Origin of the sequence: Pseudomonas sp. SID14000 (assembly GCF_002165135.1) — a bacterium.
In the GTDB taxonomy this organism is placed as follows: Bacteria; Pseudomonadota; Gammaproteobacteria; order Pseudomonadales; family Pseudomonadaceae; genus Aquipseudomonas.
This window is the reverse complement of the sequence record NZ_NFZQ01000004.1, coordinates 331303-347630: the sequence shown is the minus strand read 5'-3', so window position 1 is coordinate 347630 and position 16328 is coordinate 331303. Positions and strand designations below refer to the sequence as shown.

At 65.3% G+C, this 16328-nt stretch carries 12 protein-coding genes; 11 read left to right on the top strand and 1 reads right to left on the bottom strand.

The features are described 5' to 3' along the window. Positions 1-220: 220 nt before the first annotated feature. The 10 genes from bcsE (at position 221) to dapA (ending at position 15186) form a co-directional block, all read left to right on the top strand. Positions 221-1711, top strand: a complete 1491-nt coding sequence (gene bcsE, locus CAY82_RS08525; protein WP_087500831.1) for a cellulose biosynthesis protein BcsE — start codon at positions 221-223, stop codon at positions 1709-1711. Beyond that, positions 1708-1893 carry a cellulose biosynthesis protein BcsF gene (gene bcsF / locus CAY82_RS08520; protein ID WP_087500830.1) on the top strand — a complete coding sequence of 62 codons (186 nt, stop codon included), beginning with the start codon at positions 1708-1710 and terminating at the stop codon, positions 1891-1893. Before bcsE ends, bcsF begins: the two co-directional genes overlap by 4 nt. Continuing rightward, positions 1886-3505, top strand: coding sequence for a cellulose biosynthesis protein BcsG (gene bcsG / locus CAY82_RS08515; protein WP_087500829.1), 1620 nt, complete (start codon positions 1886-1888; stop codon positions 3503-3505). The genes bcsF and bcsG overlap by 8 nt, the downstream gene beginning before the upstream one ends. After that, positions 3502-3720 carry a cellulose biosynthesis protein BcsR gene (gene bcsR / locus CAY82_RS08510; protein ID WP_087500828.1) on the top strand — a complete coding sequence of 73 codons (219 nt, stop codon included), beginning with the start codon at positions 3502-3504 and terminating at the stop codon, positions 3718-3720. The genes bcsG and bcsR overlap by 4 nt, the downstream gene beginning before the upstream one ends. Beyond that, positions 3717-4424 (top strand): cellulose biosynthesis protein BcsQ, encoded by a 708-nt coding sequence (gene bcsQ / locus CAY82_RS08505; RefSeq protein ID WP_087500827.1) that lies wholly within the window; start codon positions 3717-3719, stop codon positions 4422-4424. The genes bcsR and bcsQ overlap by 4 nt, the downstream gene beginning before the upstream one ends. Further along, positions 4421-7030 (top strand): UDP-forming cellulose synthase catalytic subunit, encoded by a 2610-nt coding sequence (gene bcsA, locus CAY82_RS08500; protein WP_087500826.1) that lies wholly within the window; start codon positions 4421-4423, stop codon positions 7028-7030. Before bcsQ ends, bcsA begins: the two co-directional genes overlap by 4 nt. Beyond that, entirely contained in the window at positions 7027-9309 is a 2283-nt protein-coding gene (bcsB, locus tag CAY82_RS08495; protein ID WP_087500825.1) for a cellulose biosynthesis cyclic di-GMP-binding regulatory protein BcsB, read from the top strand. Before bcsA ends, bcsB begins: the two co-directional genes overlap by 4 nt. A 2-nt stretch (positions 9310-9311) precedes the next feature. Beyond that, positions 9312-10424, top strand: a complete 1113-nt coding sequence (bcsZ, locus tag CAY82_RS08490) for a cellulose synthase complex periplasmic endoglucanase BcsZ (RefSeq protein WP_087500824.1) — start codon at positions 9312-9314, stop codon at positions 10422-10424. Further along, entirely contained in the window at positions 10412-13930 is a 3519-nt protein-coding gene (gene bcsC / locus CAY82_RS08485; RefSeq protein WP_087500823.1) for a cellulose synthase complex outer membrane protein BcsC, read from the top strand. Before bcsZ ends, bcsC begins: the two co-directional genes overlap by 13 nt. A 389-nt stretch (positions 13931-14319) precedes the next feature. Beyond that, the gene (gene dapA, locus CAY82_RS08480; protein WP_087500822.1) at positions 14320-15186 is read left to right on the top strand and encodes a 4-hydroxy-tetrahydrodipicolinate synthase; all 867 of its coding nucleotides are present in this window, start codon (positions 14320-14322) and stop codon (positions 15184-15186) included. Here the strand turns inward: dapA and CAY82_RS08475 are convergent. Then, positions 15172-15648: a GNAT family N-acetyltransferase gene (locus tag CAY82_RS08475; RefSeq protein ID WP_087500821.1), complete on the bottom strand. Its 477-nt coding sequence runs from the start codon at positions 15646-15648 to the stop codon at positions 15172-15174. The two genes, dapA and CAY82_RS08475, sit on opposite strands and share 15 nt — an antisense overlap. 68 nt (positions 15649-15716) lie before the next feature. On the opposite strand from CAY82_RS08475, the gene CAY82_RS08470 reads away from it, so the two are divergent. Continuing rightward, the gene (locus CAY82_RS08470) at positions 15717-16328 is read left to right on the top strand and encodes an alpha/beta fold hydrolase (protein ID WP_087500820.1); all 612 of its coding nucleotides are present in this window, start codon (positions 15717-15719) and stop codon (positions 16326-16328) included.

Here is a 16328-nt window from a genome sequence, read left to right as displayed (position 1 = left end):
ACACTGACCCTACGCCTGTTGTTAACAAAGCTTTGCAATTTATTACATTTCGGCTTGATTTCATTTTGCCTGAGCGCTGTATAATTGACGTGTTTTGATGTCGGCTCATGAATTTGTCGTTTTTTTGACGTAAGTCATGAAGCGTCAGCTGTGGATGAGCCACACTTACCTTTCAAGCCATTTCAATTTACTTTGCAGAGTCAGTGTTTTGACAAATGGAATGCCGTGGTTGGCTATTTCCGGCTTAGGCGCCGAAAGCAGCCAGCTTCATGTACAAGGACTGTATTGGTTGGCCTGTGACAGCACAGAAGATGCCACCTTGCTATGCCGCCAGGTGGTCGGAGGGTTGCCCGAGCACGTTCGGGCAGCCCTGATCGCCGATGCGCAAGCGATGGGTGACGTGTTGGGTGCGCTCGATGCTGCGCAGGGCCCCGCCGGACTGGCGCTGTACGAAGCCAACCCGCAAGCCGCCCTGCGCCTGGCCGATGACCTGCCGCGTATCGATGCCGCCGGGCGTGTGCTGGTGTTGTTGGTGCCTGCCGACGTTTGGGGTAGCGGCAACGTCGAACGCTGGTGCGATACGCTGCGCCCGGTGTTGTTGGCCGAAGCCGCGTTATTGCTGGTCATCAGCAGTGGCCAGAGCGCCGGCCTGGTAGACCGCCTGCGCGCATTCAACCAGGCCGTCGATGGGCTGGCCCAGGTGTATCGCGGCAAAGGCGGGGTGCGCTACCTGCAGCATTTCTGGAGCAACCCACTCGGCAAAACCGGCACGCGCGATGTGGAACTGGCGCGGCTTGACGCCGGCTTTGCCGCTGCCGGGGCGCCGCAGGCACACACCGATACCGGTGGCGACGAGCTTTTGTGCCTGGCCCAGCGCCAGGTGCTGGAAGGTGCGCCAGCCTTCTCCGAGCACTGGCAGGTCTGCGACGGGCTCGAGGAACTGGGTGCCAAAGCCGGCCGGGCGGTTTCCGCCACGGTCATCTTTGCCATGGACGGTGGGCAGCGCCTGGATAGTCTGGCGCGCCAGTTGCACCGCTTGCGCCAGTTACGTGGCAGTGCTCTGAAGCTGGTGGTGCGCGAGATGGCGCCAACCCTGCGCTACCAGGATGAACAACTGCTGCTGGCCTGCGGGGCCAGCCAGATCGTACCGTTCGGCGCCAGCCTGTCGCGCTTCCTGACCATGGTCGAGAGCATCCAGGGTTACCTCTGGCGCCGGCACCTGCCAAGTGATTTCGATGCCTTGCTCGCACGCCTTCGGCCGTTGGCCATTTGCGGGCTGGTGGCGCCGCGCGCGTTCGCCGAAGCCGTGCAGACCATGTGGCACGGGGTGCGCAACGGCGAAATCGTTCACCAGTTGCTGGTGTTGCGTCCGGCCCCTGGCCTGACCCCGTTGCAAGCCTGCTCGCGCACGGTGTTCCGCCGCGACGGCGACATCGCCTGCGTGGTAGGCGACATGTTGTTTCTGTTCCTGTTCGCCTGCCGCTCCGAAGGCGTCGAGCAAGCGCTTGACCATATCTTCCAGTTGTCGTGGAAAGAGCTGTTCATCAGCCAGGAGGTGCTTGCCGGTATCGATAGCCTGGCCACTCCGGCCTTCCTCGACGACCAAGTACCACGGCCGCCCCGGCTCGACGCGGCGGCGCACCTGCCCGCCCAGGCACGGTCGGCCCTGGCGCCGCGCCGGGTCGTTCTGGGTAAGCGAGGTAGGGCATGAATTTCGTGCAATTGCTGCAAGTGATCGGCATCACGGCGCTGGTCACCCTGGCGCTGCTCCTGCTGCTGGTGCGCCTTTGCGCCATGCTGCGCGGCTGGTTGCGCCGCCGTCTTCCACCCCGTTACCTGAAACCGCTGGGCGTACGCCACCGCGCTGCACGCCGGGAACCCCGTAATGACTAATACATCTGCCACTCTCCCGGTACCGGCCCGGTGGCCTGGGCTGGGAGGATGGAACCTCTATTTCCTGGCCAAGTTCCTGCTGGTCGCCCTTGGCATGCTCGATTTCCAGGCGCTGCCGAACCTGCTGTTTGCTGCGTTTCTGCTGGTGCCATTGCCGGGCAAGTGGCTGCGTATTGCGCGGCAACTGGTGGCAGTACCGATTGGCATCGCGCTGTTCTACCAGGACACCTGGCTGCCGCCCTTCAGCCGCCTGCTGGCGCAGCCGGGGGTATTGGATTTCTCGTGGGACTACCTGCTCGAACTGCTTGGCCGTTTCATCAACTGGAACCTGCTGGGCGCGCTGGTGTTGTTGCTGGTGGGCTACCTGTACCTTCGCCATTGGTTGCGCCTGAGCACCCTGAGCCTGCTGGGGCTTGCGTGGCTGGCTGTCGGCGGCCTGCCATCACTGGGGTTGAACGCGGCCCAGGCGCCCGGCGCAGCGGCTGCCAGCTCCGCGGAGCAGGCGCAGGCCACTACGGTTGCCGATAACGCCACGCTCGACAGTTGGCTGGAGCGGTTCTTCGCCAGCGAGCGTGAACGGGTGACAGCATTCCCGACCATGAAGGCCGATGAGCAGCCGTTTGACCTGCTGGTGATCAACATCTGTTCGCTGGCCTGGGATGACCTGTCCGCTGTCGGGCTGCGTGACAACCCGCTGTTCTCGCGCCTGGACGTGATCTTCGACCAGTTCAACTCGGCCACATCCTACAGCGGGCCGGCTGCCATCCGCGTGTTGCGTGCCAGTTGCGGGCAGTCGTCCCACGCCGGCCTGTACCAGCCCGCCCCGGAGCAGTGCCTGTTGTTCCAGAACCTGGCCAGGCTTGGCTTCCAGAGCAACACCTTGCTCAACCATAGCGGCCGCTTCGACAACTTCATTGGCGACATTACCCAGCAACACATGCCGCAACCCGGCATGCGCAACACCGACTTCCCGCGGGCACTGGTCGGCTTCGACGGTTCGCCAATCGCCAGCGACCTGGAGGTGCTGCGCCGTTGGTGGAGGCAGCGCAACAGTAGCCCGGTCGAGCATGTATCACTGTTCTACAACAGCATCAGCCTGCATGACGGCAACCGTATCGTCACCGCCGACGGTGGTACGCGGGTGGCCGATTATGCCACCCGTGCCACCCGCCTGCTCGGCGAACTGGGCAGCTTCCTCGATGAGCTGGAGCGCAGCGGCCGCCGTGTGGTCGTGGCCATCGTCCCGGAACATGGCGCCGCGCTGCATGGCGACCGCATGCAGCTGTCGGGCATGCGTGAAATCCCCACACCATCGATTACCCATGTGCCGGTTGGCCTGAAGTTCATCGGCATGAGCCAGCCTGCTCGCAATGAGCCGCTGCACGTCTCGGCACCCACCAGCTACCTGGCGCTGTCCGAGCTGATCTCGCGCGTGTATGCGGGCCTGGGCCAGCAGCAGGTGCTGGATGTGCCCAGCCTGCTGAGCGACCTGCCGACCACCGTACAGGTCGCGGAAACCTCAGGTGCACAGGTACTGAACTACCAGGGGCGCGCCTACATGCGCCTGCAGGGCCAGCCCGACTGGCAGCCTATCCCGAAGGAGCGCCCATGATCACTGGCAAAGCAGACCCGGCCGACCGCAGCGACGATATCGCCCAGTTACGCCAGCACCTGGACATGCCGGACCTGAACTATCAGGACATCTCTATGCTGGTGGGTGTCCAGCAGGCCCTGCAGCGCTGGCCGCTGCTGGGCGAAAGCTGCCGGGCCAGCGCCCAGGGCACGTTGTATGCGACGGCGTCGCGGCGCGAGGTGCTGTTGCCATGACCAGCCTGGCGTTGCATGGGGTACGCGGTGGCCTGGGGCGCAGCGCCTTGCTGGCTGCGCTGGGTTATGCGCTGCAGGGCGCAGGTGAGCGGGTGTTGCTGATCGACCTGTGCCCGAGCAACCTGCTCGGGCTGCACTTCAACCTGCCCCTCGACACGCGCGAGGGCTGGGCGCTTGCCGAGCGGGAAGGGCGGCCGTTCAGCGATGCCATGTACGAGGTGTTCGATGGCCTGTGCCTGATACCGTTCGGCTATCTGCCTGCCGGCACACGGCAGCCTTTGCCCGACGCTCAAGCCTGGAGTGCTCGCCAGGCCGAGCTGGCCGAACACTTCGACTGGTTGCTGTTCGACCTGCCGCAACTGCCGGCCGATGCCGGTGGCCAAAGCGTCGAAACCGATGTGCGTGTGTTGGTGGCGGAGGCCGAAATGGCCAGCCATCTGCTGCTCGGGCGCCGCCCGACCGAGCACTACGACCTGTTGCTGGTCAACCGTTACGATCCGGCCAGCCGCTTGCAGAGTGACCTGTTGATGGTGTGGCGTGACCTGTTCCGTGATCGCTTGCCAATCCAGGTGGTGCACCGCGACGAGGCCTTCCTCGAGGCCCTGGCGTGCAAGGCACCGCTCGGCCATTATGCGCCGCAGAGCCTGGCTTGCCGGGACGTGCAGAGCCTGGCGGTGCGCTGCCTGACGAGGCGCCAGTCATGACCCTGACTCCCCTGTCGGCTTACAGCTGGTTCAGCGCTCGCGGTGCACGGCAGCCGATCGCCTGGCTGTTTACCCTGGGCGTGTGGCTGGCCTTCCTGTTCCTGCGCCTGGAGTCACCTGCCTGGCAGGCCCTGTTGGCCGAGCGACAGCGCCTGTACCCGCAACTGGAGGGCAAGCGCCCAAGCCTGGGCGACCCACTGCGCCTGCTGATTCAGAGCCTGTGGCTGCTGGTCCGGCGCCAACCGCTGCCACGTGAACCGGGGGTTGCTCGCCATGCCTGGGCCGCAGTGCGTGCGCAGCTGCGCAGTATGCGGCAGGTACTGAGCCACTGCCGTGGCCTTTTGATCGACCGCCTGCAGCAGCTGCCTGCGCGCTACCACGCCAGTGCTTTCAAGCAGGAAGCCTCGGCACGTCTGCGCGGCTTGAGCGTGTTCGCCCGGTGGGCGTTCTACAGCGTGCTGACCTTGGGTGCCATCGGCCTGGCCGTACTGTGCGTGACCGAGCCGTTCGGTTATCTGGCGCAACTGGTGTTCATCTGCCTGTTGCTGGGCATCGCCATGCTGGTGCGGCACATACCGGGCCGCTTCCCGACCCTGATGCTGATCGTGCTGTCGACCCTCATCTCCTGCCGCTACCTGTGGTGGCGCTACACCTCGACCCTGAACTGGAACGACACCATCGGCCTGGTGTGTGGGGTGATCCTGCTGGCGGCAGAAACCTATTCGTGGTTCGTGCTGATCCTGGGCTACATCCAGACCAGCTGGCCGTTGCAGCGCAAGCCGGCGAACCTGCCGGCAAATCCGGCGCACTGGCCGACCGTCGATCTGATGATCCCCACCTACAACGAAGACTTGTCGGTGGTCCGCACTACAGTGCTGGCTGCCCTGGGCCTGGACTGGCCGCGCGAGTGCCTGCGCATCTATATCCTCGATGACGGCCGGCGCGACGCGTTTCGTGCGTTCGCCGACGAAGTAGGGGTGGGCTACATCGTGCGGCCGGACAGCAAGCATGCCAAGGCAGGCAACCTCAACCATGCGCTGGGCGTGACCGACAGCGAGCTGATTGCCATTTTCGACTGCGACCACGTGCCGGTGCGTTCCTTCCTGCAAATGACCGTGGGCTGGTTCCTCAAGGACCCGAAGCTGGCGCTGGTGCAGACGCCGCATCATTTCTTCTCGCCTGACCCGTTCGAGCGCAACCTGGGCTCGTTCCGCCGTCGCCCCAATGAAGGGGAGCTGTTCTACGGCCTGATCCAGGACGGCAACGACATGTGGAACGCGGCGTTCTTCTGCGGCTCGTGTGCCGTGCTGCGCCGTACCGCGCTGGAAAGCATCGGCGGGTTCGCCGTCGAAACCGTGACCGAAGATGCCCATACTGCCTTGCGCATGCACCGCCAGGGTTGGTCATCGGCCTACCTGAGCATTCCACAGGCGGCTGGCCTGGCCACCGAGAGCCTGTCGGCGCATATCGGCCAGCGCATTCGCTGGGCCCGTGGCATGGTGCAGATCTTCCGCACCGACAACCCGCTGTTCGGCCGCGGGCTAAGCCTGTTCCAGCGGGTGTGCTATGCCAACGCGATGTTGCACTTCCTGGCCGGCCTGCCAAGGCTGGTGTTCCTGACGGCGCCGCTGGCGTTCCTGTTGCTGCATGCCTACATCATCTATGCACCGGCGTTGATGATCCTGCTGTACGTGCTGCCGCACATGATCCACGCCAGCCTGACCAACTCGCGCATGCAGGGCAAGTACCGGCAGACCTTCTGGGGCGAGGTGTACGAGACCGTGCTGGCCTGGTATATCGCCCGCCCGACCACGGTTGCGCTGTTCGCGCCGAAGAAGGGCAAGTTCAACGTCACCGCCAAGGGCGGCTTGATGACGCAAGAGCAGTTCGACTGGCGTATCGCCCAACCCTACCTGTGGCTGGCGGCGCTAAACGTAGCCGGCCTGGGCTTTGCCGTGTGGCGCCTGTTCACCGGCCCGGCGGCGGAAATCGGCACGGTGATCGTCAGCTCGCTGTGGGTGATCTACAACCTGCTGATCATCGGTGCCGCCGTCGCCGTGGCCGCCGAAGTACGCCAGGTGCGCCGCGCCCACCGGGTGCGGATGCGCTTGCCGGCGGGGCTGGTGCTGTCCAGTGGGCACGCCTTCCCCTGCGCCCTGGTTGATTACTCCGACGGCGGTGTCGGCCTGCAATTGCACCAGGGCCTTGAGTTGAAAGCGGGGGAGCGGGTGCGCCTGCTGCTAAACCGTGGCCAGCGCGAGTTCGCCTTCCAGGCCTGTGTCACCCGTACCGTTGGGCAACACGTGGGCCTGGTGTTCCACGACCTCAGCCAGCAACAGCGTATCGACCTGGTCCACTGCACCTTTGCCCGCGCCGATGCCTGGCTTGGCTGGAGCGAGCAGCACGAGGTCGATCGCCCGCTGCGCAGCCTGGTCGACGTGCTGAAGCTGGGTGGTGTCGGTTACCTGCGGCTGGTCGAGCACATGCCGCCATGGGTGCGGGCCTGGCTGCGCCCACTGTATGCGCTGGCGCACTGGCTGGCCAGCTACAGGCCCCGCACACCGTGGCCTGTCCCTTCCATGAACCCTGTTGATCGAGACGCATGATGACTGGTTATCCCGCGCGTACCTGGGGCCTGGCGATGGCGCTGTTTGCTGCCTTGTCGCAGAGCGCCGCTGCCGCTTCTGTAGCCCCGTTTGCCGAGCCAGCCGTACCCACGGTACCGAACTGGCCGGTTGCGAAAACCTTCGAGCAGCTCGGGCATGCGTCCGACAGCCTGTTGCTGGGGGTGCGTAACAGCGAGCATATCGAATTCGGCTTGCGGCGCGACCGCCTGGCCACAGACGCCAGCCTGCAGCTGGACTACACGCCTTCGCCCGCGCTGTTGCCGAACCTGTCGCATCTGCGCGTGTACCTCAACGACGAGCTGATGGGGGTGGTGCCGGTGGAGAAGGATCAGCTTGGCCAGCGCGTGCGCCGCCAGCTGCCGCTGGACCCGAAGCTGCTCAGCGATTTCAACCGGGTACGCCTGGAGTTCGTCGGGCATTACACCGACATCTGCGAAGACCCGGCGAACAGCGGCCTGTGGTTGAACCTGAACCGCAAGAGCCAGGTGCTGCTGCACGAACAGGCCCTGGCCCTGGACAACGACCTGGCGTATTTCCCGCTGCCGTTCTTTGACGTGCGTGACACCGGCAAGGTAACGCTGCCGGTGGTGTTCAGCGGCGTACCAAGCCTGGGTGAGCAGCGTGCGGCGGCGATCCTGGCGTCCTATTTCGGCAGCCAGGCCGGTTGGCGCAAGACGACTTTCCCGGTGCTGTATAACAGCCTGCCGGCCCGAGGCGACAAACCCACGCCGAGCATCGTGTTTGCCAGTAACGACCGTCGCCCGGCCTTCCTCGCCGACCTGCAGCAGTTCCCGCCGGTCGACGGGCCGGTGCTACAGATGATCGACCACCCGGACGACCGCTTCAGCAAGGTGCTGCTGGTGCTGGGCCGCAACGACGACGACCTGGTCAAGGCCGCCACGGCGCTGGCGGTTGGCAACAACCTGTTCCGTGGTGCCCGGGTAAAGGTGGAGCAGATGACGGCACTGCAACCGCGCCAGCCCTACGATGCGCCGAACTGGACACGCACCGACCGCCCGGTACGCTTCGCCGAGCTGCTCGATTACCCCGAGCAGTTGCAGGTCAGCGGCCTGCAACCGCAGCCGGTGACTTTGGAGCTGAACCTGCCGCCCGACTTGTTCGTGTGGCGTAACCAGGGCATTCCGCTGCGTACGCTGTACCGCTACACGGCCCCGGCAGTGACCGACGAATCGCGCCTGAGCATCAGCGTCAATGACCAGTACATCACCAGCATGCCGCTGGTGGGTAATGACCGTCGCGGCGGAACGCTCGAGGAAATGCGCCTGGCGGTGCTGTCAGGGGACAACACCGCATTGACCGAGAAGTCGCTGGTACCGGCGTTGAAGATCGGCGACCGCAACCGCCTGCGCTTCGATTTCAGCTTTGCCAGCACCCTGGGCAGCGCCCAGCGCGACCGCTGCCAGACTTCGTTGCCAGTGGACGTGCGTGCGGCGATCGACGACAACTCGACCATTGACCTGTCCGGCTACCACCACTACATCGCCATGCCCGACCTGCGCGCATTCGCCCGCAGCGGCTTCCCGTTCAGCCGCATGGCCGACCTTTCCGAAACGCTGGTCATCATGCCGGCCAAGCCCACGGCGATGCAGGTGGGCACCTTGCTCGATGCGGTCGGCGGGCTGGCCGGGCAGATCGGCTACCCGGCGCTTGGCCTGCGGCTGGTCGATGACTGGAAGAAGGCCGCAGCGGCCGATGCCGATCTGCTGCTGCTCGGCAGCCTGCCCGAGGCCCTGGGGGATGCGCCCAACCTTGGCCTGCTGCTCAGCGCCCAGCGGGACTGGCTGCTGCAAGGCCGTAGCGCGGGACTACCGGGCAGTCAGCGCTTCGATACCGCGCCGGTGGCCGCGAGCAGCCGTGTGGCAGTCAGCGCGCAGGCGCCCATTGCGGCCATCACCGGGTTGAAGTCGCCGTTCCACGAGCAGCGCAGCGTGGTCGCCCTGCTGGCCAACAGCGATAGCGATTACGCGTTGCTGCGCGATGTGCTCGGCGATGTGGGCAAGCTCGATGCGGTAGCCGGTTCGGTGTCGCTGGTACGCAGCAGCGGCGTCACCAGCCAGTTCGTCGGCGAGCACTACTTTGTTGGGGCGCTGCCGTGGTGGCTGCTGCTGTGGTTCCACCTGTCCGAACACCCGGTGCTGCTGGCGGCGATTGCGGCCATTTGCGTGGTGCTGTTCGCCTTCCTGTTGTGGCGGGCCCTGCGCTGGGCAGGCAAGCGCCGCCTGGGTGAGGCGGGGTGAAGATGCGCCAGTTGCTGGTAGGGCTGGTCGCTTTGGGCCTGCCCGTTTTCGTCAACGCCGCGCCGGCCTGCCCATGGCCCGCCTGGGACCGCTTCAAGGCCGAACTGGTGAGTGTCGACGGTCGGGTTATCGACCCGAGCGACGAGCGCCTGATCACCACCTCGGAAGGGCAGAGCTATGCGCTGTTCTTTGCCCTGGTTGGCAATGACCGGCAAGCCTTCGCTCAGTTGCTGCGTTGGACCAGCAACAACCTGGCGGAGGGCGACCTGGCCCGGCATCTGCCCGCCTGGCTGTGGGGCCGTAACGGCCAGCATCAGTGGCAGGTACTGGATGCCAACAACGCCAGCGATGCCGACCTGTGGATTGCCTACAGCCTGCTGGAAGCCGGGCGATTGTGGGACGAGCCGACCTACACGCAGCTGGGCCAGCGCCTGCTGTGGCGTATCGCCGCGCAGACCGTGCGCAAGCTGCCGGGCCTGGGGGTGATGCTGCTGCCGGGAGACTACGGCTTCGAGGATGCCCGCGGTGTCCGCTTGAACCCCAGCTATTTGCCGCTGCAGTTGTTCGAGCGCTTCAGCCTGGTCGATCCGCTGTGGGGCGAACTGGCGGCCAACACGCAGCGCTTGTGGCTGGCTTCGTCGCCAAAGGGCTTTGCCCCGGACTGGCTGTTGTGGACGCCAGCCGGTGAACCGGCAGCGGACCCGCAACACGGCAATGAAGGTGACTACGACGCTATCCGCGTCTACCTGTGGGTCGGCATGCTGGCCGAGGACGCGACGGGGCGTGCCGAACTGGTGGCCCACTATGCCCCTATGGCGGCATTGACCACGCGCCAAGGGCTGCCGCCAGAGCATGTGGATGCGCATAGCGGTGTTGCCAGCGGCCATGGCCCGACAGGTTTCTCTGCAGCGTTGCTGCCGTTGCTGGCGGCATCGCCAGAGCATGTCGCGGGCCTGGCGGCCCAGCGTCAGCGTTTGCGCGAGCAGCCAGCCGAAGCCAAGGCCTATTACAGCCAGGTGCTGGCGCTGTTTGGCCAGGGCTGGGACCAAGGCCGTTACCGTTTTGACCCGCACGGCCGCCTGTTGCCGGCCTGGAGTGCGCCATGCAGCGAATGATTGGTGTGCTGATGCTCGCGGCGGTGACCTGCCAGGCCACGGCGCAACCCAAGGATGCCGACGAACAGCGCCAATGGCTGCTGGACCAGGTGCGTCGAGGCGAAGCGCTGCATCGTGACGACCTGGTGCGCAATGCACTGGGGCGGCTGCAATTGCTCGAGCCACGCAACCCGGATGTGTTGCTGGCAGCCTTGAGCCTGGCATTGCGTGAAAAGAACAGCACCGAGGCCGAGCAGTTGAGCGCCCGGATCAGTGCCATCGCGCCTGGCAGCTTGCAGGCACGCCAGGCCAGGCGCCTGCTCGATCTGCAGCAACCGGAGCGCGCGAGGCGCTTGCAGCAGGCCCGTCTGCTGGCTGTCACCGGGCGCAATGAAGAGGCGCTGGCGGCCTATGAACAACTGTTCGCAGGCGAACCGCCAAGCCTTGAGCTGGCCCTGGATTACTGGCGCGTGCGCGGCAACCTGCCAGGCCAGCGCCCTGAGGCGATCAGGCAGTTTCAGCAACTGGACCGGCAGTACCCGGGCAGTGCCGGGCTACGCCAGACCTTGGCCGGCTGGCTGTTCGCGGAAAATCGCGACCGTGAAGCCTTGGCCTTGCTCGATCAGCTGGCGCGCGACCCTGTTGCACGGGATGCCGCTGCCCAGCGTGAGTTCGACTACCTGTCCGGGCAAGCAGTGAGTGCCGCTAGTGCGGCGGCCTGGCAAGCGTTCCTCCAGCGCTACCCTGCCTCACCGCTGCTGGCGCAGGCCAGTGAGGCCCTGCAACAGCAGCGCAAACTGCTGGCCGACCCGTCCTGGCAGGCAGGCCAGCGGGGCATGGCATTGCTCGACAAGGGCCGTAACGCCGAAGCCGAGGCGCAGTTGCGCCGGGCGCTGCGCCAGTACCCGGACGATGCCCGTTTGCATGGCGCCCTGGGTTATGCGCTGATGCGGCAAAGCCGCTATGAGGACGCCAATGTGGCGTTCCGCGCGGCAAGTGCCAAGGAGCAGGACACCTACTGGATCAGCCAGTGGAAGGACCTGGAGTCGTCCAGCCGGTATTGGGCGCTGCTCCACAAAGGTGAGCGGGCACTGCAGGCGAAAGACATGCGTGGTGCGCGCGTCTTCTACCAGCAGGCACGCCGGCAGAACCCGAAGGAGGAATTCGCCTTGCTGGGGCTGGCGGATGTCTCGCTGGCCGAGGGCGATACAGCGGCCGCCGAGCGGCAGTTCCTGCAGGTTCGGCGAATGGCACCGGATAACGAAAGTGCCGTGCGCGGGCTGATGCGTGTGTACCAGGGGCAATCGCCCGACAAGGCGCGGGCGTACCTGGACAGCCTGCCGCCTCGGCAGCAAGCGCAGTTCGCCAGCCTGCGCCGCAACCTGGAGCTGGCACGCCTGCGCCAACAAGGTGATGCAGCCCTGCAGCGCGAAGACTGGGCCGCGGCCAGCCTTGCGCTGGGCCAGGCCACGGCCTTGGCCCCCGACGAGCCGTGGCTGGTCTACCAGCTGGCCAACAGCCTGCGCCATCTGGGGCGCACCGCCGAGGCCGATGCGGCATTCGCCAGGATCGTGCAGCGCCAGCCGGGCGATCCATCTACCCGCTATGCCCACGGCCTGTTCCTGGAGTCGAGCGACCGCGATGCGCTGGCCCTGGACAGCCTGGGCGCGGTGCCCCAGGGCGCCTGGAGCAATGACATGCATGCGCTGGAGCAGCGTATCCGCCGTCGCATGACCTTGGCCTCGGCGCAGCAGTTGCAGGCGCAAGGCCGCACGGCTGAAGCGACCAGCCTGCTCGAGGCCAGCCTGGCGCGTGGCGAAGGCAGCAACGACGACCTGATGCTGTTGGCAGACTGGGCAGCGGCGAACGGTGATCCTGCCAAGGCGCGCGGCTATTACCAGCGCGTGCTTGCCGCGCAGCCTGGGCAACCCCAAGCGCGCCTTGGCGTGATCGAAAGCGCGGTGGCCGAAGGCAACCTGGCACAGGCCCGGCACATGCTGGCTGTGCAGGTGCCCCAACTGGCCGCCGATGACAGTAACGCCCAGAGGCGCCTGGCGGCGGTGTGGGTCGCCTTGGGTGAACACGACCAAGCGGCCAGAATGCTCGACCAGATCGCGGCGCAGCAGTCGCGTCCCGATCCATTATTGCGGCGTGACGCTGCCCGCCTGGTGGCACAGGATGACCCGCAACGGGCGCTGGACCTTTACGCCGCAGCGATGGCCGATGCGCAGTTGCTTGAGCGTACCGCCGTGTCGCCACGGGATGACCGTGCACTGACACTGTCCAGCCGTGAGCAGGACGGCGACGACTGGCTGGCGCGCAGCCTGCGCAGCGACGTCGATGCACTGTATCGCCAGCGCAATACCCATGTGACGCTGATGCACGACTACGGTTGGCGCGAGGACGACGGTACGCCGGGCACGTCCGAACTCAGCACCCAGTCGACCTTGCTGCATGTCGATACTCCTTGGCAGGACGGCACCGCCTTTGCGCGGGTGGAGCGCATCGGCATGGATGCGGGCTCATTCGAGCAGAACAACCAACAGCGCTATACCCCGGATTTCGGTAGTTGCCAGTTTGTTGGCCGCACCGCTGACGGGAAATCGCTCCCTGCGTGCGAGGGCGGTTCGCAAACGGCGGACGGTAGCGTTCTGGCGCTGGGTTGGCAGGGCAGCCGCTGGGCCTTCGACCTGGGTACCACCCAAGGCTACGCCATCAACAACTGGTTGGGTGGCGCGACGGTCAATGGCGACCTCGGTCAGGTCGGCTGGTCGCTGACCACTTCGCGGCGGCCGATGAGCAACTCGCTGTTATCCTTTGCGGGGGCACGTGACCGCCCGACGGGCGTGCGCTGGGGCGGGGTCACGGCCAATGGCGCCACGCTCGGCCTGAGCTGGGACCAGGGCGGTGATAACGGGGTCTGGGCCAGCCTGGGGCACCACTGGCTGTATGGCGAGAACGTTGCCGACAACCAGCGCACCCGGGCCATGGCTGGCTGGTACCACCGGGTGGTGGAAAAAGCCGACGAGCGCGTGCGCGTGGGCCTGACGCTGATGCACTGGCGTCACGACAAGGACCTGGGCGGCTACAGCCTGGGGCAGGGCGGTTACTACAGCCCGCAGCGCTACACATCGGTTGGCGTGCCAGTCAGTTATGCCTGGCGCAACTACGATTGGTCGGTGCTGCTGGAAGGCTCTGTCAGCTGGTCCCAGGCCCACAGCGGCCGCAGCCGCCTGTACCCGGACGCGCACGTCAACCGCAAGGTGCTGGCGCAGTATGACGTTGACACCAACATCGACGCCACGAACGACGCCAGTGACAGCAGCGGGCTTGGCTACCGCCTGCGTGGGCTGTTCGAGCGGCGCCTGAGCGACCATTGGGTGTTGGGCGCCGGCTTCGACTGGCAGCACAGTGATGACTATGCGCCTAGCCATGGCATGCTCTACCTGCGCTACCTGTTCGAGCCGTGGCGGGGTAACCTGGCACTGCCGGTGACACCGCTGGAGCCCTATAGCGAGTGGCGTTGACGAAGATGTGTCCCCTGTAGGAGCCGCTCCCACAGGGGACGCGGATCGCTTGCGAACTCAGTTCTCTACGCGACAGCGCAGCCCAATGGGTTGGCTGTCTCGGTGTTGACACCGGGTACGCCGCCGCCCCATTATCCAGCCATACCAACGCAACGGGCTTTCCGGCATGTCCATTTCCAACCACGCCATTTCCGCTTCGGGCTTCATCGCCCAGGCAGGCGCGTGCGTTGCCGTTGCCAAGAAATCCAAGAAACAGCCGCTCATCTGACCGAGGCGCGCTGTCTCGTCAGGTGGGCTGACGAGACAGAAGGCGCCAGGTATCCCTGCCAGACCACTTCGACTCTTTGCCCTGCTGACGCTGACTTTCGGTCAACATCAGGAGTTTTTGCATGTCGAATTTCCGTGGTATCTGGATCGCCCTCGTCACGCCATTGCGCGCCAATGAAATCGACTTCACCGCCCTGGAAAAACTGGTGAAGAAGCTGCTCGAAGAGGGCGTAGCCGGTTTTGTGGTGTGCGGTACCACGGGCGAGGCGGCGGCGCTGTCCAAGGCCGAGCAACTGGCCGTGCTGGACGCTGTGTTGGCCTGGGTGGAGCCAGGCAGGGTGGTGATGGGCCTGTCGGGTTACAACCTGCGCGAGCTGTTGGCCTTCCAGGCTGAAATCCAGCAGCGTGACATTGGCGGGCTTCTGGTCCCTGCACCGTGCTACATCCGGCCTTCGCAAGCCGGCATCGAGGCGTTCTTCAGCACGGTGGCGGATGCCGCTAGCGTACCGGTGATTGTCTACGACATTCCCTACCGCACCGGAGTACGCATCGAGCGTGAAACCCTGCGCCGCATCGTGCGCCACCCGCGCATTGCGGCGGTGAAGGACTGCAGTGGTGACAGCGAGACCACCATGGCCCTGATCCAGGACGGTCACGCCCAGGTGCTGGCCGGTGAGGACGTTCAGATCTTCAACAACCTGTGCCTGGGCGGTGCGGGGGCCATTTCGGCTTCGGCGCATGTGCGGGCCGACCTGTACGTGCGCATGTTGCAGCAGGTCGACCATGGCGACTGGGTAGCCGCGCGAGGGACGTTCTACCAGTTGCTGCCGTGGATGAAGATGGCCTTTGCCGAGCCTAACCCGGCCGTGATCAAGGCGGCATTGCAGATGCAAAACCTGATTGCCGACGAGCTGCGCGAGCCCATGCAGGCCTGTACGGAAACGACCCGGGGCAAGCTGCAAGGCGTGCTGGGCTCACTCGGCGCCTGAGGCGGCTGCAGCACGTGGCAGCAGGGGCTTTTCCATCGGCTGGTAGGCCAGCCCGGCAAACTCGCCCACTTCGCCTGCCAGGTTGAAGCCGTAACGCTGGTAGGCAGGCACCGAAGACAACGATGCCCTGACCGTGACGACTTCAACCCTGGCATGCTCAAGTGCGGCGCTCATGAGGCGCCTGCCGATGCCTTGCCGTTGCCACCTTGGTGCAATGAACAGCATCGTCACGTGGCGGCCTTCCTTGAGTTCGATCAACCCCGTGATTGCACCGTCCATGACGCAGACCAGCATCAGGTTGTCGTCCTGCATGCGCTCGGCAAACGCCTTGGGTGCGGCCACCTTGGTGAAGGTTTCTACGCCTTGCGCTGACAGCGAGGGCGCGACCGCCTGCATGAAGGCATCCAGGCACAAGGCGCTGGCGTGGGGGAGGTCGTCAGGGGTGAGTTTGCGTATGTGCATGGCAGTCGTCCGTATCTGGTATCGTCCTTTTGCCAACTTTAACCTGTTATTGGATCAAGGACCGAGCCATGATGACTTCACCGGAAAAAATCCTTTTCCTGCCCGGCGCCTCTGGCAACATTGCCTTCTGGCACCCGGCTGCCGCAGCCATGAGTACGCCAGCAATCGTCCGGCACATGGGCTGGCCCGGTTTCGGCAACGTGCCAGCCAACCCGAATGTTTCCTGCCTGCAGCACCTTGCCGCCCTTGCCCTTGGCGAAGTCGACAGGCCCACGGCCTTGGTGGCGCAGTCCATGGGTGGGGTGGTTGCGGTGCTCCTTGCGCTGGAGCGCCCAGGGTTGATTACGCACCTGGTCCTGAGCGTGACTTCAGGCGGCCTGGACCTTTCTGCCTTTGGTGCTGCTGACTGGCGTGCAGAATTCGAGGCGCAGAACCCCAGGCTGCCACGCTGGTTTCTCGATGACCGCACTGATCTGTCGGCGCGCCTCTCCGAGTTGCGCATGCCTGTACTGCTGCTATGGGGCGGCGCAGACCCGATCAGCCCGGTCGCTGTTGGCGAGTGCTTGATGCAGTTGATACCAAACGCCAGCCTGGAGGTGTTCGCCGATGCCGGCCATGACCTTGGCCATAGCCATGCCGAAGCGGTCGCGCGCCTGATTGACGCACACCTTGCTTCCTGA